At 62.3% G+C, this 25,402-nt stretch carries 29 protein-coding genes and 1 tRNA gene; 10 read left to right on the forward strand and 20 right to left on the reverse strand.

What is annotated here, in order from left to right; genetic code table 11:
* Positions 1–62: 62 nt before the first annotated feature.
* On the reverse strand, positions 63–356 hold the full coding sequence (locus JMY29_RS19835; RefSeq protein WP_018779434.1) for a DUF4287 domain-containing protein: 294 nt from the start codon (positions 354–356) through the stop codon (positions 63–65).
* 95 nt (positions 357–451) lie between these two features.
* Here JMY29_RS19835 and JMY29_RS19840 point away from each other — a divergent pair, with 95 nt between their 5' ends.
* Entirely contained in the window at positions 452–1,345 is an 894-nt protein-coding gene (locus tag JMY29_RS19840; RefSeq protein WP_189076613.1) for a hypothetical protein, read from the forward strand.
* A gap of 5 nt (positions 1,346–1,350) precedes the next feature.
* Here the strand turns inward: JMY29_RS19840 and JMY29_RS19845 are convergent, their stop codons facing one another.
* Positions 1,351–2,268: a diacylglycerol/lipid kinase family protein gene (locus JMY29_RS19845; protein ID WP_229778691.1), complete on the reverse strand. Its 918-nt coding sequence runs from the start codon at positions 2,266–2,268 to the stop codon at positions 1,351–1,353.
* Between the two features lie 174 nt (positions 2,269–2,442).
* On the opposite strand from JMY29_RS19845, the gene JMY29_RS19850 reads away from it, so the two are divergent.
* Positions 2,443–2,649, forward strand: coding sequence for a hypothetical protein (locus tag JMY29_RS19850; protein WP_035734196.1), 207 nt, complete (start codon positions 2,443–2,445; stop codon positions 2,647–2,649).
* On the opposite strand, the gene JMY29_RS19855 is transcribed toward JMY29_RS19850, so the two are convergent.
* Entirely contained in the window at positions 2,646–3,425 is a 780-nt protein-coding gene (locus tag JMY29_RS19855) for a class I SAM-dependent methyltransferase (RefSeq protein WP_189076622.1), read from the reverse strand. The two genes, JMY29_RS19850 and JMY29_RS19855, sit on opposite strands and share 4 nt — an antisense overlap.
* 121 nt (positions 3,426–3,546) lie before the next feature.
* Between JMY29_RS19855 and JMY29_RS19860 the strand changes: the two genes are divergently transcribed.
* Positions 3,547–4,224: an ABC transporter ATP-binding protein gene (locus JMY29_RS19860; protein ID WP_189076614.1), complete on the forward strand. Its 678-nt coding sequence runs from the start codon at positions 3,547–3,549 to the stop codon at positions 4,222–4,224.
* Positions 4,211–5,758: a DUF6297 family protein gene (locus tag JMY29_RS19865; RefSeq protein ID WP_237567102.1), complete on the forward strand. Its 1,548-nt coding sequence runs from the start codon at positions 4,211–4,213 to the stop codon at positions 5,756–5,758. Before JMY29_RS19860 ends, JMY29_RS19865 begins: the two co-directional genes overlap by 14 nt.
* 19 nt (positions 5,759–5,777) lie before the next feature.
* On the opposite strand, the gene JMY29_RS19870 is transcribed toward JMY29_RS19865, so the two are convergent.
* Positions 5,778–6,629 (reverse strand): PhzF family phenazine biosynthesis protein, encoded by an 852-nt coding sequence (locus JMY29_RS19870; RefSeq protein ID WP_237567103.1) that lies wholly within the window; start codon positions 6,627–6,629, stop codon positions 5,778–5,780.
* 59 nt (positions 6,630–6,688) lie between these two features.
* Between JMY29_RS19870 and JMY29_RS19875 the strand changes: the two genes are divergently transcribed.
* On the forward strand, positions 6,689–7,111 hold the full coding sequence (locus JMY29_RS19875) for a DUF1801 domain-containing protein (RefSeq protein ID WP_079582314.1): 423 nt from the start codon (positions 6,689–6,691) through the stop codon (positions 7,109–7,111).
* A 45-nt stretch (positions 7,112–7,156) separates the two neighbouring features.
* Here the strand turns inward: JMY29_RS19875 and JMY29_RS19880 are convergent, their stop codons facing one another.
* From JMY29_RS19880 to JMY29_RS19905, 6 genes are all read right to left on the reverse strand, one after another.
* The gene (locus tag JMY29_RS19880) at positions 7,157–8,389 is read right to left on the reverse strand and encodes an IS30 family transposase (RefSeq protein WP_307730308.1); all 1,233 of its coding nucleotides are present in this window, start codon (positions 8,387–8,389) and stop codon (positions 7,157–7,159) included.
* A 139-nt stretch (positions 8,390–8,528) separates the two neighbouring features.
* Complete coding sequence (gene rplI, locus JMY29_RS19885; RefSeq protein WP_018778531.1) at positions 8,529–8,981, reverse strand: 50S ribosomal protein L9; 453 nt, start codon at positions 8,979–8,981, stop codon at positions 8,529–8,531.
* A gap of 18 nt (positions 8,982–8,999) precedes the next feature.
* A complete protein-coding gene (rpsR, locus tag JMY29_RS19890) occupies positions 9,000–9,239 on the reverse strand; it encodes a 30S ribosomal protein S18 (RefSeq protein WP_003800144.1) in 240 nt (79 codons plus the stop codon).
* A 128-nt stretch (positions 9,240–9,367) separates the two neighbouring features.
* Positions 9,368–9,940, reverse strand: a complete 573-nt coding sequence (locus JMY29_RS19895) for a single-stranded DNA-binding protein (RefSeq protein WP_018778530.1) — start codon at positions 9,938–9,940, stop codon at positions 9,368–9,370.
* A gap of 50 nt (positions 9,941–9,990) precedes the next feature.
* A complete protein-coding gene (gene rpsF / locus JMY29_RS19900; RefSeq protein WP_011776755.1) occupies positions 9,991–10,296 on the reverse strand; it encodes a 30S ribosomal protein S6 in 306 nt (101 codons plus the stop codon).
* A 281-nt stretch (positions 10,297–10,577) separates the two neighbouring features.
* A tRNA-Leu gene (locus JMY29_RS19905) sits at positions 10,578–10,660 on the reverse strand.
* Between the two features lie 119 nt (positions 10,661–10,779).
* Between JMY29_RS19905 and JMY29_RS19910 the strand changes: the two genes are divergently transcribed.
* Positions 10,780–10,935, forward strand: a complete 156-nt coding sequence (locus JMY29_RS19910; protein WP_179128458.1) for a hypothetical protein — start codon at positions 10,780–10,782, stop codon at positions 10,933–10,935.
* A complete protein-coding gene (locus tag JMY29_RS19915; protein WP_229778656.1) occupies positions 10,932–11,609 on the forward strand; it encodes a DUF1345 domain-containing protein in 678 nt (225 codons plus the stop codon). Before JMY29_RS19910 ends, JMY29_RS19915 begins: the two co-directional genes overlap by 4 nt.
* Before the next feature lie 107 nt (positions 11,610–11,716).
* Here the strand turns inward: JMY29_RS19915 and JMY29_RS19920 are convergent, their stop codons facing one another.
* The 3 genes from JMY29_RS19920 to JMY29_RS19930 all read right to left on the reverse strand — a co-directional run bounded on the left by JMY29_RS19920 (position 11,717) and on the right by JMY29_RS19930 (position 15,631).
* Positions 11,717–13,129, reverse strand: a complete 1,413-nt coding sequence (locus JMY29_RS19920) for an amino acid permease (RefSeq protein ID WP_189076444.1) — start codon at positions 13,127–13,129, stop codon at positions 11,717–11,719.
* 223 nt (positions 13,130–13,352) lie between these two features.
* On the reverse strand, positions 13,353–14,660 hold the full coding sequence (locus JMY29_RS19925) for a M18 family aminopeptidase (protein ID WP_110504782.1): 1,308 nt from the start codon (positions 14,658–14,660) through the stop codon (positions 13,353–13,355).
* Positions 14,661–14,734: 74 nt separating this feature from the next.
* Positions 14,735–15,631 carry a dioxygenase family protein gene (locus JMY29_RS19930; protein WP_189076445.1) on the reverse strand — a complete coding sequence of 299 codons (897 nt, stop codon included), beginning with the start codon at positions 15,629–15,631 and terminating at the stop codon, positions 14,735–14,737.
* Between the two features lie 179 nt (positions 15,632–15,810).
* On the opposite strand from JMY29_RS19930, the gene JMY29_RS19935 reads away from it, so the two are divergent.
* Genes JMY29_RS19935 through JMY29_RS19945 form a run of 3 tightly spaced genes read left to right on the forward strand, consistent with a single transcriptional unit; the run spans position 15,811 to position 17,804 of the window.
* Positions 15,811–16,260: a hypothetical protein gene (locus tag JMY29_RS19935; RefSeq protein WP_189076446.1), complete on the forward strand. Its 450-nt coding sequence runs from the start codon at positions 15,811–15,813 to the stop codon at positions 16,258–16,260.
* Positions 16,257–16,997 carry a cyclase family protein gene (locus JMY29_RS19940; RefSeq protein ID WP_189076447.1) on the forward strand — a complete coding sequence of 247 codons (741 nt, stop codon included), beginning with the start codon at positions 16,257–16,259 and terminating at the stop codon, positions 16,995–16,997. Before JMY29_RS19935 ends, JMY29_RS19940 begins: the two co-directional genes overlap by 4 nt.
* 42 nt (positions 16,998–17,039) lie before the next feature.
* Complete coding sequence (locus tag JMY29_RS19945; protein ID WP_189076448.1) at positions 17,040–17,804, forward strand: IclR family transcriptional regulator; 765 nt, start codon at positions 17,040–17,042, stop codon at positions 17,802–17,804.
* 4 nt (positions 17,805–17,808) lie between these two features.
* On the opposite strand, the gene JMY29_RS19950 is transcribed toward JMY29_RS19945, so the two are convergent.
* The 7 genes from JMY29_RS19950 to JMY29_RS19980 all read right to left on the reverse strand — a co-directional run bounded on the left by JMY29_RS19950 (position 17,809) and on the right by JMY29_RS19980 (position 25,333).
* Positions 17,809–18,579, reverse strand: coding sequence for an IclR family transcriptional regulator (locus tag JMY29_RS19950; protein WP_018778521.1), 771 nt, complete (start codon positions 18,577–18,579; stop codon positions 17,809–17,811).
* Positions 18,580–18,615: 36 nt separating this feature from the next.
* Complete coding sequence (gene alr / locus JMY29_RS19955) at positions 18,616–19,785, reverse strand: alanine racemase (RefSeq protein ID WP_189076449.1); 1,170 nt, start codon at positions 19,783–19,785, stop codon at positions 18,616–18,618.
* A gap of 72 nt (positions 19,786–19,857) precedes the next feature.
* The gene (locus JMY29_RS19960; protein ID WP_189076450.1) at positions 19,858–21,300 is read right to left on the reverse strand and encodes an amino acid permease; all 1,443 of its coding nucleotides are present in this window, start codon (positions 21,298–21,300) and stop codon (positions 19,858–19,860) included.
* Between the two features lie 184 nt (positions 21,301–21,484).
* Positions 21,485–22,174 (reverse strand): response regulator, encoded by a 690-nt coding sequence (locus JMY29_RS19965; protein ID WP_018778518.1) that lies wholly within the window; start codon positions 22,172–22,174, stop codon positions 21,485–21,487.
* Positions 22,171–23,460: a sensor histidine kinase gene (locus tag JMY29_RS19970; RefSeq protein ID WP_039243532.1), complete on the reverse strand. Its 1,290-nt coding sequence runs from the start codon at positions 23,458–23,460 to the stop codon at positions 22,171–22,173. Before JMY29_RS19970 ends, JMY29_RS19965 begins: the two co-directional genes overlap by 4 nt.
* A 26-nt stretch (positions 23,461–23,486) precedes the next feature.
* On the reverse strand, positions 23,487–24,386 hold the full coding sequence (locus JMY29_RS19975) for an ABC transporter permease (protein ID WP_018778516.1): 900 nt from the start codon (positions 24,384–24,386) through the stop codon (positions 23,487–23,489).
* A gap of 5 nt (positions 24,387–24,391) precedes the next feature.
* Positions 24,392–25,333: an ABC transporter ATP-binding protein gene (locus JMY29_RS19980; protein ID WP_018778515.1), complete on the reverse strand. Its 942-nt coding sequence runs from the start codon at positions 25,331–25,333 to the stop codon at positions 24,392–24,394.
* Positions 25,334–25,402: the final 69 nt, after the last annotated feature.

Here is a 25,402-nt window from a genome sequence, read left to right on the forward strand (position 1 = left end):
GATGGTGCAGTGGACACTAAGCTAAGCATGCTTAGTGTTTCATGGCCAGTGACCTCCAGCGGTCACGATGACGGCTTGCTGGCCTTGCCGTCCAACCAGAGCATGTCCGACTCGTCCCGGTGGCTTCCCTCGGATCCCACGTGCCGGCTGTCGATCTGCGCTCCCTTCTTGATGACATGCACCAAGGCCATTCCGTGGCCGCGGCCTAGGCCGTAGTCCGCCTTAAGCCATTCAAGGATGGTGCCCGCCTTCACCGAGGGGTCGCTGAAGCCTTTGGTTTCCGCGATCTCGACCAATTGCCGCGGCGTGAGGCCTGTTTTGTCCTCAATGGCGTCGAGGTAAGCCTGGAATGACATGGATACCGCCTTTCATGGCAACTCCTTGGGCGGAGTTGAAAGCTGTGCGTCAGCGACATCGTACCCGCGCCCCCAGCGACACCTACACTGATCGCATGGTGTGCCGAAAAGGTCGTGTCCTTGCCGGGTTTCTGGTCCTGGCGGCGATGATGCCTGCCCTGTCCGCCTGCGACTCCGGTGCCGCCTCCCCGCAGCCCTCGGCGAGCACCAGCGCCGGAGCCATCGCCGTGGAAGTCAACCAGTCCCGTGACCAATACGGCAAGCAAGCCATCCAGATCCAGTTCACCAACACCACGGCCACGCCCCTGACAGTGACCTCTGCCCGGCTTCGTTCGCCCCTCTATGAGGAAGAGATTCTCTGGCAGCGACCCGAAAGCGGCCTCGAACTGCCCCCGGGACAGCCCAAAGCTGTACCCACAGCACTGCCTGCGGCGGCCTGCGGAGCAGCACAAGACACCTCCGAGCCGCCGACCGGAGCAACCTTGGAGTACTCCGAACCCGGCAAGGAAGCCACGAAGGAAACCACTGAGGCCACCGACCCCTTCGGGGTGCTGACCAGAAACGCAACCGAACTCTGCATCGCAACTGAAGCTGCCGCCGTCGCCACCATGGTGCTGGACCCCGAGCTGAAGGTGGCAACGGACGGACGGACCGCCGTCGTGCGACTCATCATCACTCCAACCGCGCGTGACGGGGGGCCGCAAAGCCTCACCATCGAATCGATCGACGAGACTACGTTGCTGGCGCAGTCCCCTGGTAACCCCTGGCCCACGAACGTCACCGTGGGCACGGACAAACAGGAACTGGCCCTGACCATCCGCCCGGCACGCTGCGACCCCCATGCCGTCGCCGAAGACAAAGTAGGCACGCTCCTGCCACTCAGGATCAGGCTCGGAGGACGGCAAGGCCTGATAAAGGTCCCGGCATCAAATGACCTGCGTGGTCGCATCTACGACTTTGTCACCGCCGCCTGCGCACCTGCAGGCTAAGAGCCTTATCCGAGTGTTGCGAGGGCGCGGGGAGCGCACTCCACCGTGACCTTGACGTTGGCCTCCACGCTCTTCACCTCGCCATCCATTTGGTAAGGAAGCGGCTTGAGGGTGGTGAATTCGTAGTTGCTCACGCTGGGCTGGTCCCCCAGGCCCTGGGTGGTGGCCTTCAAGGCAGTCAGGAGCACGCGCCACTTGGCCATGTGCGGGAAGGTGATGACCTCGAACTTGCCGTCCGACGGGTGCCCGTCGGCTTCACTCAACGTGGCGTATTTGGCCATCTCGTGGATGTTCGCAAAGACCAGGCTGTCGAACTTGCGGCGTTTTCCGTCGGCCAAACGGATGGCGAACGGCTCGAATTTGGAGAAGGTCTGTATGACAGTGACCATTTCCTTGAGTGCGCCTTTGCTGCCCTTTTCCAGTTCCGTGGCAACCACCGGGGTCAAACCGAAGCCGATGTACGAATGCGCATATTCAAGCGGTTCGTCACCTTTTTGCCCTGTGTGGATGCGGAGAAGGTCGATGTTGTGGACATGCCCCTCGGCAATGGCCTCTTCCAAGGGCTTGGTGGCCATGATCCGGCTGTGGTCATTCGCGTTGCCTGCCGCCCGGACAGCACATACTGCCTTGGGGTTACCAGCCTGCATGACGCCATTGACGACCTCGTTGTAGCCGCCGTCGCCGCTCACCGAGACCACAAGGACGTCCCCGCCCTTGGCTGCCGCTTCCCGCGCCAGATCCACGGCGTGGCCGGCGTGCTCCGTCGGCTGGAGGGTGATCTCGGGCTGATAGGTGAGGAGTTCCTTCAGCTTCTGCTGCAACTGCTGCGCGAGCTCAGGCGCATCCCCCGTGCTGTTGGGATTGAAAATGATAACGATCGACTCAAAGGTCCGGGCAGAATCCACGATGTACTCCTGATTCATTGCGAGGTCCCTTATTCAGGCGGTTGTATCCCTCGGAGGTTCCCATAGTATTCGCAACCCGTGGGGGTTTCGGATATACAGCGAACGTGAAACCATGAAAATGGGTTCCCAGATGTGAACCTTTGTCGATCAGCTGGATGCGGCGTGGTGCTGCGGCAGCAGCGGGGAAATCCCATGGACTCACGCCAGACAGCACGACTACTCGTCCTTGAGCATGAGATCACCCTTGATGATTTATGGGCTTGGTACTGGGCAAATGGCGGGAATGCCATGCTTTGGGACTTTGACGCCTACCTTTTCGGGATCCTGGAACGCGATCCCTTCGACCTCAGAATCCTCAGCTGGGCCATGGAAGACCTGGAGGCCCGATCACTCCTCTAACTGTCCTCAGACTGTGTTGCTCCCGCTTTCCGCTGCGCTTCGATCAGGTGCCGGGTGGAGTGCGCAACAAAGGGATGTCCGGATCTCATCCGGCCATCCAGTTCCTTGAGCTGGTCGAGGTACCGTTCCGGCGTGAACCCGGGGATCCACCACACGCATTTGCGCAGGATCCACACCACCGCACCCACGTCAAAGAACTCCATGCGGCACCGGGCCGTTCTGAGGTCCGTCACGGTAAGCCCGGCGGCTTCTGCTGCTGCAACCTCGGCCTGCGGGTCGCGGCCCTTCCGCTGCTCGGGCAGCGGTCCCAGGAAATATTCGATGAGTTCAAAGGCCGACGCCGGCCCAACGTGCTGGGCGAAATAGTGGCCGCCGGGGACCAGGACGCGGTGGATTTCATTCCAGTCCGGGCTGACGGGGTGCCGGGCAGTGACCAGTTCGAACGACCCGTCAGGGAAAGGCAGCGCATCGCCGGCGGTTGGCTCCACGATCTGCACGCCCCGCGGTCCCAACAAGGCCCGGGCGCGGGCGGCGTTGGGTGGCCATGCCTCTGTGGCTGTCATCCTTTCGGGAAAGCTGCGGGCCTCTGACAACACTTCTCCGCCACCGGTGTCCAGGTCCAGGGCGCTTCGGACCTGGGCCAGGCGGTCTGCCTGCAACGCGACGAACCCCCAGGGCGGGCGCTCTTCAGTGGCGCGCTTATCCAGCCATCCGAACCCCCAGCCATCCACGTCGGCTTCCGTGGCCTCCGCAATCAGGGTTTCGAAGTCCCTCATCATTTCTCCAACTCCGCCGGCAAGCCGGCACTCCCGCATTCGTCCATTTCGCCCGGGTTCCGCGGGCCCCATGCCCAACGCTACCGGGAGCCGGCGCCCGTTCCGCCGGTAGGGTTGCACCATGGGGTCAGTACTGGAAGCCGAAGGCTTGCTTGTGGGATATGCCGGAGCTCCAGTGTGTGGAGAGGTATCCGCTTCGGTGGCTGCCGGCGAAGTCCTCGGAATCGTGGGGGTGAACGGTGCCGGGAAGTCGACGGTAGCCAGGACCATCGCAGGTCGCCAGGCTCCCCTGGCCGGAGACGTGAGAGTCCACGGCCTCCTCATCGATCCCGACGCGGTGCCGTTCCGTCGGCAGGTAGCGGCCGTTTTCGACGACGACCTGTTCTTCCCCTCGCTCACGGTCAGGGAGCACCTGCTCCTCGTTGCCCGCGGCCATTCCGTAGCCGACCCTGAAGGGCGGGTGGAAGAAGAACTCGGGTTCTTCGGACTCCTTGGCAGAGCCGACGCGATCCCGGATGCCCTATCTTCCGGGCAACGACGCAGGCTCCTCCTCGCAGCAGGCCTGATCCGTCCATCCTCGCTGCTGATCCTTGACGAGCCGGAACAGCGCCTCGATCCGATGATGCGGGTGGCACTCGGGGAGCGCATCGCTGAACACGCCCGGAACGGCGGTGCCGTGGTGCTGGTGACCCACGATCCGGAGCTGTTGCTCGCCACGGCCTCTTCCTGCCTGGTCATCGACCATGAAGTCCGCGAGTTGGAGCCCGAGCGGGGAGCGTCGATCATTGCCGGGTCCTGAGTTACTGACAGTTGATGGTTCGACGGCGGACCGTCACCTCGCCGCGGAGATCGTCCGGTTAACCCGCAGCACCACCCGGCGTTACAAGCGCAGCCGGATTTCGTTGAGTGAACGCTTCGTCGACGCGTACAGCTGGGGACTTGGCATTGCCGTTTCGCTGACCATCGCGGCCTCGTTCGTACTGGCCCTCCGCAACGAGATCGCCGACCGCAGTTCCGCGGGCAGCAGCATCATCGGGGAACAGTGGCTTGTCCTCCCCGAGTCCGTGCTGTGGACGACCGTGACGTACGCCTTCCTGCTGATCGTGGCCAACCTCGCCCGGAAGCTCGGTCCTGTCACGGTGGGTGGACCTGAGAGCACCTGGTGGCTGTCCCTCCCCATCGACCGCCGCCCCATGGTCCTGCCCCCATTCCTGCGCAAAGTGGTTCTCACTTCGGCCGGCCTGGCCATTGTTTTCCTGCCGTTCAGCATGGTCACCGCTGTTGACCGCACGCCCATTGGGCATCTTCTTGCATCAGTCACCTTTGCTGCGGCCGGGGTCATCGCCGTGGCGTTAGCGGCCTTCCAGCAGCTCGGCATGGTCCGACCCCGGCTTGGCCGCGCGATGACCATGGTCGTGCTCCTTGCCTGCGCGGTCCTTCCTGCGCTCCCTGAAACTCCCTGGCCGGCAGCGCTGGCCGGAGCCACCGCCGTCGTACTTCTGGTCCTTGCGGGTCCGCGCACGGGTGAGGTGCGCAGCGAGGAGCTGATCCGCGGCGGGGCGGTGGCCGGGCATGCCGGAGCTTCCCTGTTCATGATGGATTCCAACGAGGTACTGCGTGCGCTGGGCGCCGGTCGGAAAACGGTCGACGGCGGCAGGGCGGCGGGCTTCTTCTCCCGCCCGGCCGGAGGTCCGCTTCGGGCGCTGATCCGGGCGGATGTTGTGGCTTTCCTCAGGCTGAATCCGCCCCTGCTACCTTCATTGCTGTGGCTGGTGGCCTGCGTCGCCATGCTGTTGGTCGAAGGCGGCCTGCCCGAATTCGCGCAGTTGGGCATCATCGTCATCGCCGGCTGCGCTACGGCTTCCGGCATGGGCGGCGTGGCCCGCAAGGCGGCACTGGTGCCCGAACTCGATGCGTTGCTCCCCCTCCACCCGGCGCTGGTCCGCAGCAGCCGTGCCCTCATGCCGTGCCTGGCCATGGCCGTGTGGATGGCCGCCCTCAGTGGACTCCTGGTTCTTTTGGGCGCTTCCGATCCTGCCCTGATTGCGGTAGGTGCCCTGGCAGGAATCGGGATGGGAGCGGGATCGCTCCGTTCCGCCACCAAGGCCGCGCCGGACTGTTCGGCTCCCCCGGTGGACACGCCCTTCGGCCCCGTTCCACGCGCCCAGCTGGGTTCCCTGATGCGCGGACTCGACGTGACCATCCTGGCCATGGTTCCGCTGCTGGTAGGGCTCTATCTTGGCTACACTCCGTGGGCCGTGGGGATGGTCCAGGCCCTGTTCAGTGCGGGCATCGTCATGCTCTCGGTACTCTCCAAGCCCAGGAAGGCGTGACGACAGGGAAACCGTGACGTCAGAGCAGCACACTGCCTTCGATGCAGGTGGTCGATTCCCCACCGATCCAGATCACGTCATCCTCGGCAGAGACATGGATGCGTCCGGCCCTGCCAAGGACCGTTCCTTGGGCCGCGACATACTCCGCTGGTGCACGCCCGGTACCGATCAGCCACTGGGCCGCTCCCGCGTTGAAGCTGCCCGTTACGGGGTCTTCCACCATGGCGTCACCCGGAACGAACGTGCGGACTTCGAAATCGGCAGCTGCACCTGGCTCATGCGGGCCGATCACGCCAACCTTGAGGTCGCCCATCTCGGCAAAATCAGGTTCAAGGGCCAGCACCTGTTCGGCTGATTCAAGGAGCACGCCGATCCATTCCGGGCCGTTGACCAGCCACGACACATCCAGAAGCGAAGCCTCGGGAAGGCTCAGCCCTGCAGCCAGTTGGGCGCGTTCAGTCTCGCTTACCGGACCGAAACGCGTCAGCGGCGGAGCGGCGAAAGCCAGCCGTCCGGCGTCGTGCTTCACCCGGACCAGGCCGGCGCCGCATTCCTGAACCACAACGCCATCCGCCTTTGGCACTCCCCCGGACTGCAGCCAGGTGTGCGCGGACCCCAAGGTGGGATGCCCCGCGAACGGGAACTCCTCGCTGCTGGTAAAAATCCGCACCCTGTAGTCCGCTGCGGGATCCGTCGGCGGAAGGAGGAACGTGGTCTCGGAGAGATTGGTCCAGTTGGCGAAATGCTGCATTGCCTCCGTGCTGAGGCCCTCGGCGTCCACCACGACGGCGAGGGGGTTTCCCCGGTACGGCTGGTCGGAGAAGACGTCCACTTGATGGAACGGACGGGTGCGCAAAGCTTCTGAAGTCACCCAGGAAGGCTATCACCGGGGTGCTGGCGGCCATGACCTGCGTCTGCAAAACTACGATCATGGCAGAGAACAAGACCCAGCCCACGGACGTGTCGGTCGAGGAATTCCTGGCGGCCGTCGAGCACCCTACCCGGCGTGCGGACGGCGTTGAGCTGCTGGAGATGATGCGCGAAGCCACCGGCCATGAAGCTGTCATGTGGGGTCCCACGATTGTCGGGTTCGGCAGCTACCACTACAAGTACCAGACCGGCCGCGAAGGCGACGCCCCCGCCGTCGGGTTCTCGCCGCGAAAAGCGAACCTGGTGTTGTACGGCGTCACAGAAGGGCCCGACGCCGACAGGCTCCTCCCTGAGCTCGGCAAGCACAAGACGAGCACGGCCTGCCTGTACCTCAACAAGCTGGACGACGTGGATCGGGATGTGCTGGCAGAGATGATCCGCGCCGGCTACCAGCACGTGATGACGGAGCACCACACGCCTTAGCCGCTCCCCGAGGTGGCAGTTAATGACAGTTCCAGGCAGGCGGTTTCAGCTTGCTAGTGCAACACCATCGATTATTTTGGTCAGTCTTTCAGTTGGGGTGTCCCATTGGAGTGTTTGACGCGGTCGGATGTTGAGCAGGTGCTGGGTGTGGGCGAGTTCTTCGTCGCTGACCTGGTTGAAGTTCGTGCCTTTGGGGTGGATATCGCGGACCAGTCCGTTGGTGTTCTCGTTCGTGCCGCGTTGCCAGGGTGAGTGCGGGTCACAGAAGAACAGCTGGCAGCCGGTCGCTACTGTGAACTTGGCGTGTTGAGCCATTTCCGTGCCTTGGTCCCAGGTGATCGTTTTAAGGATCGCCTGGGGCAGGGTGTGGATCATTTTCTGCATGACCTCGATGACCGTCGCGCTGTCCCTGGCTCCCGGCAGCCGGCCCAGCAAAGTGAACCGTGAGGAGCGCTCGACCAAGGTGACGATCCCGGAGTTACCGGGACCCACGACCAAATCACCTTCCCAATGGCCGGGCACGGCCCGGTCCTGGACTTCGGCGGGCCGGTCGCTCAGCCGGGCCCCTTCAAGCCAGGGCCTTACGTTCCTGGCAGGCAGCTTTGATTGGGGCTTACGACCGGTCCGGCCCGAACGTAGGGCCTTCTCCACGGCAAGTTCATGCCGCAAGGCACCCCGGCCCTGCACGTAAAGGGCTTGGTAAATTGACTCGTGGGACACGTGCATCTCCGGCTGCTCGGGGAACGTCTTCTTCAGGTCCGCAGCGCTCTGTTGAGGTGAGAAACGCTGGTTCAAGCGTGCCACGACCTCCTTCCACACCGCCGTTCCCGCAGAGAGCTTCACGGGCCGGTTCCGTCTACGGCGGACCAGTGCCCGGTGTTGGGCAACCCCGGCGTCGTAATAGCGCCGGGCCCAATGCTCGATACTGTGTCGGCGGATCTCCCGGGACACCGTTGATGGATGCACGCCCAACTCCTTGGCGATCTGTCGCATGGAACGCGGCTCCGGCAAGCCCAGACAGGCCTTGATATAAGCCCGGTCCTCCAAAGTCAGCCGCCGGTACCTTCGCTCCTTATCCCGCGAAAGCCCCTCCGAAGCCATCGGAAGACGCACGCCACCACCAGGGCCGGAGATAAGTTCCATGCCCGCTAGTTTCGCCCAATGCGACACCGCTTGCCGGGACACCCCAGCCGCGGCAGCACTTCGTCCCGTGTCCTCACCCGCCAGCAAGTGCTCATACGCACACGCACGAACCGACCACGGCAACTTCTTGACCATGACACCCCTCCAACTCCAGGGGTGTTGCACTAGCCACCTGAAGACGCCGCATCAACATTGGCATTAAGTGTCACTTCGGTGCACAGAAAAACCCCCGCCACCGGAATCCGGTAGCGGGGGCCTTCCTTGCAGTCAGAGACTACTTGCTTGCAACGACCTCGAGGTCGATGACAGCGGAAACGTCCTCGTGCAGGCGAACGTTGGCCTGGTACGAACCGACAGACTTGATGTGGTTCGGCAGTTCAACGTTGCGCTTGTCGATGGCGCCGAGGCCGGCAGCCTCAACAGCAGCAGCGACGTCGGCCGGCTTGACGGTACCGAAGAGACGACCGGACTCGCCGGCCTTCACCTCGAGCTTGACCTTCTTGGAGGACAGAGCCTGGGCCTGTGCCTGTGCAGCTTCAACGGAAGCGTGGGCACGAGCAGCGCGGGCAGCCTTGATGGACTCAACCTGCTTCTCGCCACCCTTCGACCAGGTCAGGGCGAAACCGCGGGGCAGCAGGAAGTTACGTGCGTAACCGTCCTTGACCTCGACAACGTCGCCAGCAGCACCGAGACCGGTTACTTCGTGGGTCAGAATGAGCTTTGCCATGTTAGTTAATCCCTTCCCTTAGCCGCGGCCAGCGCCGGAGTAAGGCAGCAGAGCAACTTCGCGGGCGTTCTTGATTGCCTGGGCGATCTTGCGCTGTTCCTGAACGGTAACGCCAGTAACGCGACGAGCGCGGATCTTTCCGCGGTCGGAGATGAACTTGCGCAGCAGTGCTACGTCCTTGTAGTCGATGACAGTGATGTCAGCGGCCTTCAAGGGGTTGGACTTTGGTTTGGGCTTACGGAGTTCAGCCTTAGCCATCGTGGAGCTCCTTTTCTATGGAGCCCGTGGATATTGATCCACGGGATGGTGGTGTTCGACGGCGGTGATCGCCAAGGTGCCTTGCGGCAGTCCCGGCGGGTGTCCGGCGTCGGACTTTTATTTGGTGTTTAGAAGGGAGGTTCGGAATCCGGGCCGTTGCCCCAGCCGCCAGCGTTGCTGACACCGGGCGTAGCCCAGGGGTCATCCTGCTGTTGTGCGGGCTGGTTGCCGCCCCAGCTTCCACCGGAGTTGCCGCCGCCCTGGTTTCCACCAGGAGCGCCACCTCCAAAGCCACCGGAGTTACCGCCGCCGAAGCCACCCTGTCCACCGCCGGAGCGCTGGGTACGGTTGACCTTGGCATTTGCGTAACGCAGGCTGGGGCCGATTTCGTCGACCTCAAGCTCGATAACGGTGCGCTTTTCGCCTTCTTTTGTTTCGTAGGAACGGCTCTTCAAGCGGCCGGAAACGATCACGCGCATGCCCTTGGTGAGGGACTCGGCTACGTTCTCGGCTGCTTCGCGCCATACCGATGCACGGAGGAACAGGGTTTCCCCGTCCTTCCATTCATTGGACTGGCGGTCAAAGGTCCGGGGAGTAGAAGCGATGGTGAAGTTCGCTACTGCTGAGCCAGACGGGGTGAACCGCAGCTCCGGGTCATTGGTGAGATTACCAATGACCGTAATAGTGGTTTCGCCTGCCATCTACTGCCTCCTTGTTCGTTCCTGCGGTGTAAAGATTTTGAAGGGGCTGATTACTCAGCAACGACCTTCTGGTCTTCGGGGCGGATGATCTTGGTGCGCATGATCGTCTCGTTGAGAGACAGCTGGCGATCAAGTTCCTTGGCGGTAGCCGGTGCAGCGGTGAAGTTCACCACGGCGTAGATACCTTCGGACTTCTTCTTGATGTCGTATGCCAGACGGCGACGGCCCCAGATGTCAACCTTTTCGATGGTTCCACCATCGGTGGTGATGACATTAAGGAACTTCTGAAGCGACGACTCTACGGTACGCTCTTCGACCTCGGGGTCGATGATTACCATCAATTCGTAAGGACGCATATGTGAACCCACCTCCTTTGGGCTAAGCGGTTACGGTATTTCCGTAACAGGAGGTTCATTTGCGATGCTGTGCACCGCTCCCCCGCCGAAGATTCGGAAGGAGGGCGTAACACAGACTTCAATATCTTAGTGCATCTCCTGCACTCAAAGCTATTCGGGCGGATCCCGGCCCGGAACGGGGCACTTGGCGTATGTGGATAAATCCGCCTGGGTCGGCGTCATGCCGCATGGCCCAACGACAAAACCCCTGGAAGATCGTGGATCTTCCAGGGGTTTCTCTGTGCGCGGAGGGGGACTTGAACCCCCACCCCCTTTCGAGGACTAGCACCTCAAGCTAGCGCGTCTGCCATTCCGCCACCCGCGCAAGGTGATCAGGAGAAAGCAACTTTCGTTTTTCTCCTTGACAGCGACAAAGACAGTAACACGAACATGTCCGATTCGTGGATTCCTGGCACCTTGAGGACGTCCCGTTAGAGTGGCGCCATGGATGCCACACCGTTGAACAACCTGGTCCTGACCGTTGTTTTTGCCGCGATAGCCCTCTACGCCCTGTACTTCGTGGTCCGCGCTGGAGTGAGGGACGGCATCCTCCAGGCGAAGAAGATCTCCCAGGACTCCACCTCACGGGAACAACCGTGACCAGCGGCGGGCAAGCGAAAAGCGTCAGGGTCCGACGCAGCAGATTGCGCTTCGTCGCCATGATGGTTGCCGGCGCGTCGACGTTCCTCGCAACGGGGCTGGCAGGGAGCTGGGTGGACGCGCCCGCCGTGGGCTGGGCGACGGCAGCACTGGTCTATGTAGCGTGGGTCTGGCTGGTGATCGCGCGGATGGACCCCGACCAAACGGAGCAGCATGCCACGTCCGAGGACCCTTCCCGCGGAGTCACCGATCTCCTGATTCTCATCGCGAACCTTGCCAGTATTGCCGCGGCCGTGGCGGTGATCGTCAACTCCCACACGGAAGGCACCGGATCACGCCTGTCTTCGGGGGCTCTGGCACTTGCCTGCGTCGCGCTGTCCTGGATGCTGGTGCAGACCCTCTTCACGCTTCGCTACGCGGAGCTCTATTACAGCCCTGCAGAAGATGCCGGAGGTGAGGTGGGCGGAATCAGCTTCAACCAGGAACGGCCACCCCAGTACACGGACTTTGCTTACCTGGCCACGAGCCTGGGCATGACCTACCAGGTGTCCGACACCAACCTCGGCAACCACCGGATCCGGGCGGAAGCCTTGAAACACAGCCTGCTCTCCTACCTGTTTGGCACGGTGATCCTTGCCGTCACCATCAACCTGGTGATCGGCCTGGCCCAGTAGCCCACGCAGCCGCGTAGCCCAAGCAGCCGCTCATCATGCCGGGCCAAAACGAAACGGGGCAGCCGCCGTCGAACACCGACGGCAACTGCCCCGCATCAGAAAGAAACTTACGACGCCGGGCCGGAACCGACCGCGGAAGGTTCGGCTGAAGCGGCATCCTGGTGCGGGCTGCCACCGTTCCTGCGGTAGCGGAACACTCCGATGCCCACCACCACAGCGGCGAGGCCCAGCGACAGGAACAGCGACTCGCGGGTGGACTCGAGGATGACCATGCCGATGATGAGCGCCACGATGCTGCCGATGGCGATCCAGGTGAGGTACGGGAAGAACCACATTTTGAGCTCGAGCTGCTGCGCTGCAGCACCCATGCGCCTGCGCAGGATGAGCTGGGAAGTCGCAATGACCAGCCACACGAACAGGGCGATCGCGCCCGAGGTGTTCACCAGGAACAGGAACACCGTGTCCGGCGCGATGTAGTTCAAGCCAACCGTGATGAAACCAACCACCGTGGAAGCAAGGACGGCTGCTGCGGGGACACCGCGCTTGGAAATCTTCATCCACGACTTGGGAGCATCGCCGCGCCGGGAGAGCGAGAAGAGCATGCGGCTGGCGGTGTAGAGCCCTGAATTCAGGCAGGACAGCACCGAGGTGAGGACCACGATGTCCATGATGGTGCCGGCGCCCGGGATGCCGTAGAGCTCGATGACGGCGACGTAGGGGCTCTTGGCGACGGACGCGTCGTTCCACGGCAGGAGCGTGACAACAATGGCGATGGAGCCGATGTAGAAGATCAGGATGCGCCACACTGTGGACTTCACGGCCTTCTTGACGGCGTCTACGGGGTTCTCGGATTCACCCGCAGCGATGGTCGCGATTTCGGCACCGAAGAAGGAGAAGACCACGACGAGGATGCCCGCCAGCACTGCGCCGGGACCGTTGGGCATGAAGCCGCCCTGGTCCAGCAGGTTGGCGACACCCGGGGCGGATACACCGGGCATGAGACCGAGAATTGCTGCGATGCCTGCAAGGAGGAAGATCACGATCGCCGCAACCTTGATCGAAGCGAACCAGAATTCGAACTCGCCGTAGGACTTGACTGATCCGAGGTTGGTCAGCGTCAGGAGAACCATGAGAACCAACGCCCAGATCCACTGATCGACGCCGGGAACCCAGCGGTGCATGATGGCGGCACCCGCCGTTGCCTCGATGCCGAGGACGATGATCCAAAACCAGGCATAAAGCCAGCCAATACTGAACCCTGCCCAGCGGCCAAGGGCCTTGTCTGCGTATGTGGAAAACGAACCCGTCTCCGGGTTGGCGGCCGCCATCTCACCAAGCATGCGCATGACGAGGATGACAACCAGGCCGGCGGCCAGATAGGCCACCAGGATGCCGGGTCCGGCCTGCTGGATAGCAGCACCGGAGCCAACAAACAGACCTGCTCCGATGACGCCCGCAATGGCGATCATGGAGAGGTGGCGGGGTTTCAGTGACTTTGAAAGCTGTTGGTCAGCGTGCATGGATCGGCGCCGTCCTTTGGGTTTGAGTTGGGCCATGAGTGGTGTGCCACGGGCCACACGACTTTCCCACACTAGCCAGCACCAGAGGGCGGATTGCTGTGCAATTGGACATTTTGACACCTCCAAAAAAGGGAGACTGCACAAAATGTATTGTCACAGTCAACACAAGTTTCCTTATGAAAACATTCGAAATATGCGCGAAACGAGTGTTTGAGGCTTTCGTCTAGACCGACGTCCGGAAGAACAGTTCCGTCACCGCCGCAAGATGATGCGGATCCTGCACACCGCACAGCTCACGCGCCGAGTGCATCGACAGCAGCGGGATGCCGACGTCCACGGTGCGGATCCCCAGGCGCGTGGCAGTCAACGGGCCGATGGTCGATCCGCAGGGAAGATCGTTGTTGGAGACGTACTCCTGGTAGGGCACGTTCGCCTCGGCGCACATCCTGGCCCACAGCGCAGCTCCCGCGGCATCGGTGGCGTAGCGCTGGTTGGCATTGATCTTCAGGAGGGGACCACCGTTGAGAACCGGCTTGTTCGCCGGGTCATGCTTCTCGGCGTAGTTCGGATGGACAGCGTGGCCGGCGTCCGCGGAAACACAGAACGACGCCGCTACGGCCTGCCGCCGCTGGGTCACCGAGGCTCCCAATCCGTCAGAGATGCGCACCAGCATGTCCTCAAGGATGGGACCGCAAGCGCCCGAGCGCGAATTGGAGCCGATCTCCTCGTGATCGAACGCTGCAAGAACAGCGATCGGGCCGTCCTCCGGGGACGAGGAAGCATGGGCAATCAAGGCCACCAACCCCGCGTGAGTGGAGGAAAGGTTGTCCATGCGCCCGGAGGCGAAGAACTCGCCCTTCGCCCCGAAAACCGCAGGAGCCTGCGTGTCCGCCACCACGACGTCGTATCCGCCGATTTCGGAGGCATCCACCGAGGCGCCCTCGACGCCGGCGGCCAGCAGTCCCAGAAGGTCCTCGCCCACGGGATCGCCCTGGCCAAAGATCGGGTTCATGTGCTGCTGCTTTGACAGGTGCAGACCGTTGTCATTGACGCCCCGGTCAAGGTGGATGGCCAACTGGGGAAAACGCAGCAGCGGCCCTGTTGAGGTGAGGTGCTCGGTGCCGTCGCGCATGACCAGCCGGCCGGCGAGCTGCAGTTCGCGGTCCAGCCACGAGTTGAGGAGCGGGCCACCGTAGACCTCGACTCCCGCCTGGAGCCAGCCGAACTTGCCGGTGGTGGGTTTGGGCTTCAATTTGAAGGACGGTGAATCTGTGTGGGCACCCAGGATGTTGAAGCCGGTGGTGGGTCCGGCATTGGTGGGGGTAACCCAGGCGATCAACGCGCCGTCACGAATGACATAGAACTTTCCCGCTCCACCGTCCCACGGCTGCCGCTCGTCCAATCCAGTGAAACCGGCCTCGTCAAGGCGGCGCGCGGCCTCGTGCACTGCGTGGAAACTCGACGGCGACGCCGAGACGTACGCGCCGAGATCCTGGATATGGTCAACTGCTGCGGAAGCGTTTGAAGGCATGCTCCCGAGTCTAGCCGCATGGATTCAACCGCCTGTCCGGACCGCCTTGCACCCTGCCCCGGACAGCTACGGGGTCAGATGGTGACGTTCAGGGCGGCCGCATAGCCGCCGGCAACCGAGCCGGAAATAGTCGCCAACTGGTATATGCCCCCATCGTCACCAAAGACGTTGTCAGAGGACAGGGTGGTTTTCGGGAAGCTTCGGGCACTGTTTTCGTAACCGGTGGTTGCATACACGGTCTTGCAGGCGCTCTCAGTCAAGGCTATCTGCGACACCGCCAGCACCTGGCCCGCGTTGGTGGCGTTGCTCATCGACTCAAATACCTCAAAGTGAATATGAGGCCAGCGGCCCATGTAGGCGCCGGGAAAGATCGTGCTGAAAGTGAGTTGGCCATTTTCATCCGATTCCTGGACGCCGCGCAGGTAGTTCTCGTCTTCCAGGCCGGAATCGTAGAGCGAATACTTGCCGTTTTGGTCGCAATGCCAAACATACACAGCCGCGCCCGCCAGGGGAGAACACCCGTTGGCGTTATCCAACAGCGTCAAGGTGACAGTGAGCGGCACTCCTGCGGCCTTCGTATTGGACGCTCCGAAACTGGATCTGATGTCGCGTCGCACAACTCCCGAAGCCTCCAGGACGTTGGGTCCGTTTGAGCCGTCGCCCGGGTAGGGCCCCAGCGTTTCCTCCGGGATTTCCGCTCCGCATTCGGCCAAGGCACGGGTCACCGTACTGGTGGCCTCCGCCGACGGTGAGGTGGCCGCCGTCGTGCCTTGCAATGGGGTGACGGTACCGGCGGAGGTTCCCGACGGCGTCGCACCGCCGCCTTGCGTCCCCGGCGTGCAGGCGGCGAGGGCGGCAACGGTTCCCGTCCCGAGAAGAACGCCCAAGGTCCGCCGCCGGCTCAGGAGCGTGGAGAGGTCGAACTCCAGTCCCTTGTCGTGGTTCGGGTGCGGCTGTTGAGGAGATGTCATGCCTCCATCAAAGCTGCAGTCACTGTGAGTTGTACATGGGGAATCTGTGGCAGGACTGTGACCGGTGAAGACTCCGGAATTGTGACCGGCGTGCATAATAAGCATTTCGATATGCTTGTAATGCTCGTCACGTCATGGCACGATGGCTTGCAACAGCAACTGACGGAAGGTCCACTGCCATGAACATCGAACTGAAACCGGTGCGGAAGCTTCGCATCCACTGGCCCATTTCGGTAGAGACGATGACCCAGCTCGCCGACGGTCAGCTTCAGGCCCTTGAGTCCGACGCCGGTATCGCCTCGTTGCTGGACGCGCTGACATCAACCCCGGAGCTGGGCGGGTTCGGGAACTACCACCATGTCTTCGAATCCTCGGCCGGCTTTGAGGGATTCACAGTGGCAGAAGGAGCCAATCCCACCCTGGGCAGGGTAGGCCAGCGGACCATCTCACCCACTTTTGTCTTCACGACGTACTTTGACGACTCCCTGGACGACACCGCCGTCCAACAGCTCGTCCAGACGATCGTCGACATTCACCCATGGGAGGTTCCCGTGATCGAGGTTTCGGGACCCCTCAGCGTCTCAAGCAGTGTTATGGACTCCCGCACCGAAATGCGGGTGGCATCATGAGCGCCTCAGTCTGGGAAGAGGTTGCACCACTCCTCCGCAACAGGACCTTCACGGATCTCACCCACGCCTTCCACCCCGGCCAACCGCACTTTTCGGCCTTTCCCGACGAGACACGGGAAGCCCTTTTCGATATGGAAAAGGGCGACGGATTCACCGCCCACAGGTATTCGATTGTGGGCCAGTGGGGCACGCACGTGGATCCGCCGTCGCATTTTGTCCGGGGAGGCCGGACGCTGGACCAGATACCTGTGGAGGACATGATGCTTCCCCTGGTTGTCCTGGACATCAGCCACCGTGTCAGAAACGATGCGGACGCAACCCCCACCCTTGACGATGTCCGGCAATGGGAAGCACGCAACGGGGCCGTCCCAAACGGGGCGTTCGTTGCCCTTCGGACCGGCTGGAGCAAACACTGGCCGGACGCATCGGCAATGGCCAACAGGGATGACGACGGCATCAGCCACACACCCGGGTGGTCCCAGGAGGTGCTTCGGTATCTGGTCGAGGAGCGCTCCGTTGCTGCCGTAGGCCACGAGCAGACCGACACGGATCCCGGCATGGCTACCTCACGGCAGGACTTCAGCCTGGAAACATACGTCCTGGCCCAGGACCGCTGGCAGATCGAGCTGCTGGCCAACCTGGATGAACTACCGGAATCCGGCGCCATGCTGATCGCCACGTGGGCAAAGCCCTTGGAGGGCAGCGGTTTTCCGGCACGGGTGTTCGCCATTCACTGACGCCGTACCGATCCGGCCCCCGGGGCTGACTAGAATCAATCCATGTCAAAGACCTCCAGCATGGGCCGCGGCATGATGGCCTTACTCACCGTTGGGGCGCGTCACGCGGAAGGATTCGACGGCGGTACGGTGGCTGACATTGCAGCCCGCCTGGACAAGGACCGCAGCCAGGTCTCACGCAGCCTCAAAGGTGCACAGCTGGAAGGTTTCCTCACAAGGACCGAACAGCGTGAGTATTGCCTGGACTGGTCCTTCCTGACGGACGCGCAGCTGGTCACCGAACAGCGGCTGAAGACTGACGGCTTGACCGCATTGGAGGGTCTGGCATCCGAAACCAACGAAGCCTGCTTCCTGGGTGTACTGAGCGGAAACAGTACTGTCACCATTGGCGAGCAGGTGCCTGAAAGCGCCAATCTGGTGGGTTCCTGGCTTGGCCGGCCCTACCCCGCCTACTGCAGCGACGCCGGCCAGGCGCTCTTGTGGGATGCGCCGGACTCAGACGTCCGGAAGATCTTTGACGGAGTCGAGTTCGTGAAGCACGGGCCCAATACGCCTGTGTCCGTTGACGATTTCCTGGAGCGGTTGGCCAAGGCAAGGGAACGCGGCTACTCGATCGTGGACGAGGAAGCCGAACCGGGCCTCTACTCCCTGTCCGCGCCCGTCCGGGACTTCAAAGGCGAAGTCGCTGCTGCATTGCAGATTGTCGGCCCGAAATCACGTCTGGAACCCCAGCGCGAAGCCTTCGCCATGGCTCTTGGTTCGTGGCGGGACTGGCTTGAGTCTTCAGTTGGAGGACAGTCAGGCTGACGGGTCAATCCTGAGGTTGGGCCGCGCTGCCGAGCCGGTTGGAAGCGGACTGAAGCGCCGCGGCAATGTGTGGAGCCGCTTTCTCCAGATCGGCGCGGCTTCCCAGGACACTGAGTGCGGCAACAATGCGGGCTCCGCCTGCCCGGACCGGTACTGCCAGCTCCCAGACGCCGTGCTCGAATTCCTCCGCAGCCAAGACATACCCCTGTGGCTTGTCCTTGTCCATGAGGGTGGCCACCTCCGCTGCGGAATGCGCCGCGGCGGGGCCGCCAACGCCAATGAAGTTGGCCTCGCGGAGCAGACCCTCAAGCTCCTTTGCCGAATGGTCCCACAGCAAGGCCCGGCCGGCGCCCGTGCACCACACAGGGGTCACCATGCCGGGCTTGGCGAAGCCGCCAAGGACAGAGTTGTTGGCGGAAGAACGCAGCAGGAGCACCCGGACCCCGTCGCGCACTGAGAGCCTGGAGCGCAATCCATAAGAGGACACCAGCTCCTCAAGCTCGGGTCCGGATTGCTGGACCCAGCCTCCGTTCAGGGAGGCTGCCAGGGTGAAGAACCGCGGCCCTGTGCGGAAGGGACCCCGATCCACGCGTTCCAGCAGCCCAAGATCGCACAGTTCCTGCGCCAACCGTGAGACCCGGCTTTGTTCCATGTCCAGCTCCGCAGCCAACTGCGAGACTCCCAAAAGTTGGCGTCCCTGCTTTTCGCGGTCCGTGACCAGCCGGATCAGGCGAAGGCCCTGCGCCAACGACGAAGCCTCTGTTGACACATCCACGAATCAGGCTCCTTCCACCAAGCGCTCACGCCATTCTCACACGTTGGCGCAGACCCTGAGGATCCTGGCGTCCTTGGCCCACACCGTGTACAAATCTGCGAGAATTCCGGCGTTGGCTGCTTCAAGCTCTCCCGAAGTGATTTCGGACCGGTCCTGGCGCCCGAACAGGACCACTTCATCCCCGGGCAGGACCTCCGGAACGGATGTCACATCAACCACCATGGAGTTCATGGAAATCACGTCGACGATGGGCACGCGTCGCCCGCGGACCAGGACATCGCCGCGATGGTCGGCGCTTCGACGGCCGAGTGCGCGTCGATACCCATCGCCATAGCCCACAGTGACTGTTGCCAAACGGGACTCTGTCGCCAGAGTATGGGTCAGCCCATAGCCCACCTTGCTTCCGGCGGGATAGGTGTTCACCGAGCCGATGCGTGCCTTGAAGGTCAGGCAGCGGCTGAATCCGGGCTGCGCGGGTTCCGTGTCACCGTAGAGGACGGCCCCGGTCCGTACCATGTCCATCCACGACGCCCGGACGTTCAGGGTTGAAAATGAGTTCGCCGCGTGGAGGAGCACTTCACTGCGGGGCACTTGCGCGGCTTGGAGGATAGCTTCGGACTCGGCCCTGAAACGCCGCAGCGATTCTTCTATATTCTTCACGTCATCGCAGGGAAAATGCGTCATGATGCCGGCGGGTTGAAGCCAGGGCTGGCTCAGTATCCCAACTGCGCAGGCCCTGCCGCGGGAAGAAGACACGTCAAGGCTGTGGCGGCTGATACCCGACGAGTTAATGTCCAGGTGCACCCGCAATTTCCGGCCCGTTTCCTCGGCGATCCCGCTCATGGCCAAGGCACTCTGCGGATCAGAGACGAGTTCTTCGATGGAGAAGTCCATGCCCGCCCAGACTTCCTGCGGGGCCGCTGCTCGAACGCGGAGCAGTTTTCCCTGAAAACCATGTCCCCGCGCCAGCTCTGCTTCGTGATTCGACCCCACCCCTATGTAGGGAACGTCCTGACGAACCAGGAACGGCAGCAACATGTCAGCCCCGTGGCCGTAGGCGTCGGATTTGATCACGGCACACAGCAAGGCCCGGCCTTCCAGGAGTTGCCTCATGGATCGGACGTTGCCATCAAAGGCGTCACCGTCAACTTCCAACCAACTGGAAAACTTCCCGGCCGGTTCCGTGGACTGGGTTGTTTGGGCCATCCTGCCCTCCCCCTTTCAAGACAGTCAGGCGGCGGGGCAATATTGCCCTGCCGCCTGACGTGGCAACCTGGATCAGACCGACTGCTTTACTTTCACAGTCCGGCCGTATCGGAAGTGGAAATACAGGTAGCAGGCAGCCACAAAGGGGATACCGAAGTAGAGGGCAGCGACCTGCGCGGGATCGGACGCAATGCCCACCAGTGAGAGCAGGCACAGTCCGAAGGCCAGGATCGGAACTACAGGGAAGAACGGTGCCTTGTAGGCAAGGTCAGCCACCCGTCCCCCGTTGCGGACAAAGGCCCGGCGATGGAAGAAATGCGAGGCGGTGATGGACATCCATACCCCGACGACGGCGAAGCCGGCTACGGAGACGAGGGCCAGGTACACGGTCTCCGGAGCAGCCACGCTGCTGATCAGGGACGCCAGCCCTCCCACCATGCTGACGGACAGGGCAAGGAGTGGGATGCCCCGGCGGGTGAGGCGCTTGAGCGCCTTGGGAGCGTGCCCTTCGTCTGCAAGGGAGTAGAGCATGCGGGCACAGGAGAACAGGCCGCTGTTTCCGGCGGACAGGAGGGCGGTGATGATGACGAAGTTCATGATGTCCGCCGCGAAGGGAAGGCCTACGGACGAGAAAACAGTGACGAACGGGCTCTCATCCAGTCCCACCTGGTCATAAGGAACGGTTGCGGCGATGACGGCGATTGCCCCCACGAAGAAGATCAGGAGGCGGATGACCGTGCTGCGCATGGCCTTGGGGATGTTCCGTGCCGGATCCTTGGTTTCGCCTGCCGCCACGCCAATCAATTCCGAGCCGGAGAAAGCGTAGAAGACGGCCAGGGCTGTCACCAGGACGCCGGAGAAGCCGTTGGGAAACAGGCCGCCTGAGGTATTGAAGTTCTCGAACAGGAACGGGTGGTGGTCGTTGTCCGAGAGTGGATGGAATCCGAACAGTGCCGCCCCGCCGAACACGATCAGTGCGATGATCGCTCCGACTTTGATGATGGAGAACCAGAATTCAGATTCGCCAAAGAACTTGGACGAGAGCGCATTGAAGCCGAAGAGCATGGCAGCGAACACCAGGCACCACACCCATACCTCGACACCCGGGAACCACCGCTGCATGAGCAGGCCCGAGGCCGTGAACTCCGAACCGATCGCCACCGCCCAGCACAGCCAGTAGAGCCAGGCGGTGGTGAAGCCGGTAGCCGGACCAATTGAACGGGAAGCGTAGATGTGGAAGGCACCCGAGACCGGGTAGGCAATGGCGAGCTCGCCAAGGCAGGCCATCACCAGGTAGACCACGAAGGCCCCCACCAGGTAGGCGATGACTGCGCCCAAGGGGCCTGCCTGGGAGATGGTGTAGCCCGAGCTGAGGAACAAGCCTGAGCCGATGACACCTCCCATGGCGATCATGATCAGGTGACGCGGACCCATGGAACGGCGAAGGCCTGTTTCCAAAGGCGCCGGAGGGGCGTCAGCCGGGTGGTCCAGTTTCAGGGGGGTTGATGATTCCATGACTCGTCTCCGATAAGTGAAAGATGCGATCGGGACGCCTGGGACTTCCTGCGCGGGGGAGCCGGAGGCGCGCTTGTAGTGACGAAGGTAACACAGAATCAGCTCAAATAGTCATTAAAAACATTTATGAATGTCTATAACGCACATCTTGTGAGGAAAGTGGGCCCGGACCGGGCCCGCTGCATCAGTAGTCCGGGTTGCTCGGCACCACCAGTCCGGTCTCGTAGGCGTAGACAACCACCTGCACGCGATCCCGCAGCTGCAGCTTGCTCAGGATCCGGCGGACGTGCGTCTTCACAGTGGCCTCGGAGAGGAAGAACTTATGGGCGATCTCCGCATTGGACAGACCCTCGGCGATGGTCGTGAGGATTTCGGTTTCGCGCGGCGTGAGTTCGCCAAGCAAGGGATCCCGGTGGGGTGCGGGCGAATGGCCCGGCACTGCACCGCCCCGGACATACGTCTCTAGGAGCCGCTGCGTTACACGCGGGGCGACGACGGCGTCACCGCTCGCCACGAGCCGCACCGCATGGACGAGCTCTACCGGGGCAACGTCCTTGAGGAGGAAGGCAGAGGCTCCGGCCTGCAAACCGGTGAAGGCGTACTCATCGAGGTCGAACGTGGTCAGGATGATGACCCGCGCTTCCGAACCTGAATCGGAGATACGCCGCGTTGCCTCGATCCCGTCCATGGTGGGCATTCGGACGTCCATCAGCACCACGTCAGGTTGCAAGGCTTCGACCTGGCGGACGGCTTCAGCGCCATCGGACGCCTCGCCCACTACATGGAAGTCTTCTTCGCCTTCCAGAATGAGTCGGAAGCCCATCCTGAGCAGCGGCTGGTCGTCCACGAGCAGCACTTTGATGTCATTGGTCATGATTCCCCCTTGTCGCCGTTCCAGTGGAGGTCGGCGTGGACCGCCCAACCGCCTCTTTTGCCTGGACCGGCAGTAACGATTCCAGCATAGATTCCAGCGCGTTCATTCATTCCGGCAATGCCCAGCCCTGTGCCCAGGCTGCCAATCGATTCGCTGCCACCGTCCCTGGTTCCGCGTCCGTCGTCGAGGACATCAATGGTGACCACATCGCCGTCGCGGGCCACCTGGACGTCCACCCGGCTCAACGAGCGTCCGTAACGCAACACGTTGGTCAGGGATTCCTGCACGATCCTGTAGACGGTGAGCTCGAACGCCGGGTCGGCCGGCAACGCCGGCCCGGTGTGCGCATAATGCAATGGCAGGCCGGCCGTGCGGAAGCCCTCCAGGAGCTTGGCCAGGTTGTACCCGGACTCAAGCGGCGTGAGCGGGGCCGGCCGGCCTGAATCATCACGTAGAACCCCCAGAACACGCCGCATATCCGCCAGGGCGGTGCGTCCGGTCCGCGAGAGTTCGCCAAGCACCTCGCCGGCACGTTCCGGATCCTTCTTGACCACAACTGCCGCACCATCCGAAAGACTGATCATGACCGTCAAAGAGTGGGCGACGACGTCGTGCATTTCGCGGGCGATGCGGTTGCGTTCGGTGACCTTGCCCAGCCGCGTGGTCCGGGCGGCCCAGGCAGCGATCTCCGCTTCGTGTTCCCGTCGCTGGCGAACCGAAATGCCAATGCCCGTGGCCAGCAGGTTCGACAACATGATGGTGACCGCCGTGGCGATGTTGTTGATGAGGTGGAAATTCTCCGGAACGTCCTGAAGCGTGTCCATCTGGGCCGGGCTAGTCCACATGAACAGGTAAAGCAGGCTCAGGGGCAGGCTTGCGGCGATAAAGACCGCAAACGTGATCCCGCGCTTCCGGAGGGAAGCCACCGCATAAAGGGCGAACCACAGGCCTGCCGAAACGTTGGAGCCCCAGGGGTTCAGGATGGTCGCCGAGATTTCCAGCAGGGCCACGGCCAGGACCACCTGGAGCGGGAACTGCCTCCTGAAGACCAATGCCAAGGCAATAAGGAGCAGTATGGCCACCACGAGCCATTTGCCCTCACCGATCGAGGCGACGATGGTGGGCAACGCCAACAACACGTAGCAAAGCACCACCACGGCGTCCATGGCACGGGGACGCGTGAAGAAGTACCGCCGGATCCTGCCCCGGCGGCGTTGGGCAATTTCAGCGAAGGACGCGTCGGCCACGGCGGCCGGCGCGTCCTTCATCTGTGGAGCTTCAGTCATGAATTGAGCCTAGAGGGCACGTCGGCCTAGACGTCGCGCTTCTTGATCACGATGATGGCCGGAATCAGGAAGACCAGCACGTAGCCCAGGAAGATCAACCCACCCTGCCACGGGTCGATGACGCCGTCGGTGTGACCGATGGAAAGGAACCTGCCACCAGCCTCGCTGGGAATGTACTGCGGCACGTACTTCCAGAAGTCGCCCGGCACCAGTGAGAGGAAGCCGGATGCGATCGACAGTACGAAGAACAGTGCGACAAGTACGGTCACGCCACCGGCCGAGTTGCGCAGGAGGGTTCCCAACGAAAGACCGATCAAAGCTACGCCGGCAACATACAGGCCACCGGTGAAGATGCTGTACAGGACACCGTCAGTGGACCACGTCAGATCAATATCCAGGCCCTGGAAGACGGGCATGGCGATGAGGAATGTCAATACGGCGGCAATGGTGGTGATGACGTAGGAGAGGACCACCAGAAGCAGCGCCTTGGCCGCGAAGGCCGGAATGCGCTTGGGAACTGCGTTCATGGTTGAACGGATCATGCCGGTGGCGTACTCGGACGAAATGAAGAGCACGGCCAGCGAGCCAAGGACCAAGGTGCCGATCTGGATGCCGGCATTGGGCAGGTTGTAGAGGTCGAATCCGGACCCCGGCGGGAAGGATTTCGTCAGCATCTCGCCGGTGACGGGCTGGCCGGCATCCTTGGCCTGCTTGATCATCTGATCAAGGAAGGTGAAGCGGATCAAAACGGCAAGGGCACCCACGCCCACTGTGGCAATAAGAGTCACAGCGAGCAGGATCACGGTGGACGTCAGTGAGCGGAGCTTGATCCACTCCGACTTGACTACTCCCCCAAAAGTAACGCCGCGGACCCCGGCCGATGCGTGGGCCGGTGCTTTGGTGCGGTTTTCAGTCATGGTGCTCATTGTCCTTACTTTCCTTCCGGGGCGGCAGAGACAGGCTCACCGGACATATGGGATTGGTACTCCACTTCGTCCTTGGTGAGATTGAAGTAGGCATCTTCCAGCGAGGAAACCTGCGGCGTCAGTTCGTAGACCAGTACGTTGTTGTCCAAGGCAACCTGGGCGATCTCACGCGGTTGCAGACCCACCACTTCCAGGGTCTCCGTCTGGCTCTGGTCCACCCGGACACCGTCTCCCACCAGCAAGGCCGACAGCTGGCTGGCAGCTGAGGTACGGACCAACGTTTTGGCCTGCTGGGCTCCGGCGATGATGTCCTGCACAGGAGCATCCGCGATGATCCTGCCCCGGCCGATCACAATCAGGTGGTCGGCGGTCTGCGCCATTTCGCTCATCAAGTGCGACGAAAGGAAAACGGTCTTGCCCTGGCTGGCCAGGTACTTGACCAGATTGCGCACCCACAGCACGCCTTCAGGATCGAGTCCGTTGACGGGCTCGTCGAGGATGAGGGTCTGAGGGTCACCGAGGAGTGCGGCTGCAATGCCAAGGCGCTGGCCCATACCCAGCGAGAATCCCCCAGCCTTCTTCTTCGCCACGGCGCCGAGCCCGGTCATCTCAATGACCTCGTGAACGCGGGCGGTAGGAATGCTGTGCGTTGCAGCCATGGCCAGCAGGTGGTTGTAGGCACTGCGGCTGGTGTGGACAGCCTTGGCATCCAGCAAGGCACCTACCTGGTGCAGGGGAGCCTTGTGCTGCGCATAGTGCAGGCCGTTGACCGTGACGTCGCCCGATGTGGGAGAGTCAAGCCCCATGATCATGCGCATCGTGGTGGACTTGCCGGCACCGTTCGGGCCCAGGAAGCCCGTCACCCGTCCAGCCTGGACAGTGAAACTGACACCGCCGACGGCAGTTTTCTGGCCGTAGACCTTAGTCAGGCCCTTTGCTTCGATCATGGAAGCGTTCCCCTCCTCGGAGCACATAAATGTGCAGGTGAGTTTTGAATGTACTCACCACGCTACTCA

The organism is Paenarthrobacter nicotinovorans, from assembly GCF_021919345.1.
GTDB classification, from domain to species: domain Bacteria; phylum Actinomycetota; class Actinomycetes; order Actinomycetales; family Micrococcaceae; genus Arthrobacter; species Arthrobacter nicotinovorans.

Coding starts and splice junctions, on each gene's coding strand:
- JMY29_RS19980 (WP_018778515.1), bottom strand. CDS start 25,333: ATGATCGAAGCAAAGGGCCTGACTAAGGTCTACGGCCAGAAAACTGCC.
- JMY29_RS19910 (WP_179128458.1), top strand. CDS start 10,780: ATGGATGCCACACCGTTGAACAACCTGGTCCTGACCGTTGTTTTTGCC.
- JMY29_RS19935 (WP_189076446.1), top strand. CDS start 15,811: ATGAACATCGAACTGAAACCGGTGCGGAAGCTTCGCATCCACTGGCCC.
- alr (WP_189076449.1), bottom strand. CDS start 19,785: ATGGCCCAAACAACCCAGTCCACGGAACCGGCCGGGAAGTTTTCCAGT.
- JMY29_RS19960 (WP_189076450.1), bottom strand. CDS start 21,300: ATGGAATCATCAACCCCCCTGAAACTGGACCACCCGGCTGACGCCCCT.
- JMY29_RS19940 (WP_189076447.1), top strand. CDS start 16,257: ATGAGCGCCTCAGTCTGGGAAGAGGTTGCACCACTCCTCCGCAACAGG.
- JMY29_RS19880 (WP_307730308.1), bottom strand. CDS start 8,389: ATGGTCAAGAAGTTGCCGTGGTCGGTTCGTGCGTGTGCGTATGAGCAC.
- JMY29_RS19925 (WP_110504782.1), bottom strand. CDS start 14,660: ATGCCTTCAAACGCTTCCGCAGCAGTTGACCATATCCAGGATCTCGGC.
- rplI (WP_018778531.1), bottom strand. CDS start 8,981: ATGGCAAAGCTCATTCTGACCCACGAAGTAACCGGTCTCGGTGCTGCT.
- JMY29_RS19855 (WP_189076622.1), bottom strand. CDS start 3,425: ATGAGGGACTTCGAAACCCTGATTGCGGAGGCCACGGAAGCCGACGTG.
- rpsR (WP_003800144.1), bottom strand. CDS start 9,239: ATGGCTAAGGCTGAACTCCGTAAGCCCAAACCAAAGTCCAACCCCTTG.
- JMY29_RS19895 (WP_018778530.1), bottom strand. CDS start 9,940: ATGGCAGGCGAAACCACTATTACGGTCATTGGTAATCTCACCAATGAC.
- JMY29_RS19920 (WP_189076444.1), bottom strand. CDS start 13,129: ATGCACGCTGACCAACAGCTTTCAAAGTCACTGAAACCCCGCCACCTC.
- JMY29_RS19835 (WP_018779434.1), bottom strand. CDS start 356: ATGTCATTCCAGGCTTACCTCGACGCCATTGAGGACAAAACAGGCCTC.
- rpsF (WP_011776755.1), bottom strand. CDS start 10,296: ATGCGTCCTTACGAATTGATGGTAATCATCGACCCCGAGGTCGAAGAG.
- JMY29_RS19945 (WP_189076448.1), top strand. CDS start 17,040: ATGTCAAAGACCTCCAGCATGGGCCGCGGCATGATGGCCTTACTCACC.
- JMY29_RS19875 (WP_079582314.1), top strand. CDS start 6,689: ATGGCAGAGAACAAGACCCAGCCCACGGACGTGTCGGTCGAGGAATTC.
- JMY29_RS19930 (WP_189076445.1), bottom strand. CDS start 15,631: ATGACATCTCCTCAACAGCCGCACCCGAACCACGACAAGGGACTGGAG.
- JMY29_RS19965 (WP_018778518.1), bottom strand. CDS start 22,174: ATGACCAATGACATCAAAGTGCTGCTCGTGGACGACCAGCCGCTGCTC.
- JMY29_RS19845 (WP_229778691.1), bottom strand. CDS start 2,268: ATGAATCAGGAGTACATCGTGGATTCTGCCCGGACCTTTGAGTCGATC.
- JMY29_RS19975 (WP_018778516.1), bottom strand. CDS start 24,386: ATGAGCACCATGACTGAAAACCGCACCAAAGCACCGGCCCACGCATCG.
- JMY29_RS19860 (WP_189076614.1), top strand. CDS start 3,547: ATGGGGTCAGTACTGGAAGCCGAAGGCTTGCTTGTGGGATATGCCGGA.
- JMY29_RS19850 (WP_035734196.1), top strand. CDS start 2,443: ATGGACTCACGCCAGACAGCACGACTACTCGTCCTTGAGCATGAGATC.
- JMY29_RS19970 (WP_039243532.1), bottom strand. CDS start 23,460: ATGACTGAAGCTCCACAGATGAAGGACGCGCCGGCCGCCGTGGCCGAC.
- JMY29_RS19840 (WP_189076613.1), top strand. CDS start 452: ATGGTGTGCCGAAAAGGTCGTGTCCTTGCCGGGTTTCTGGTCCTGGCG.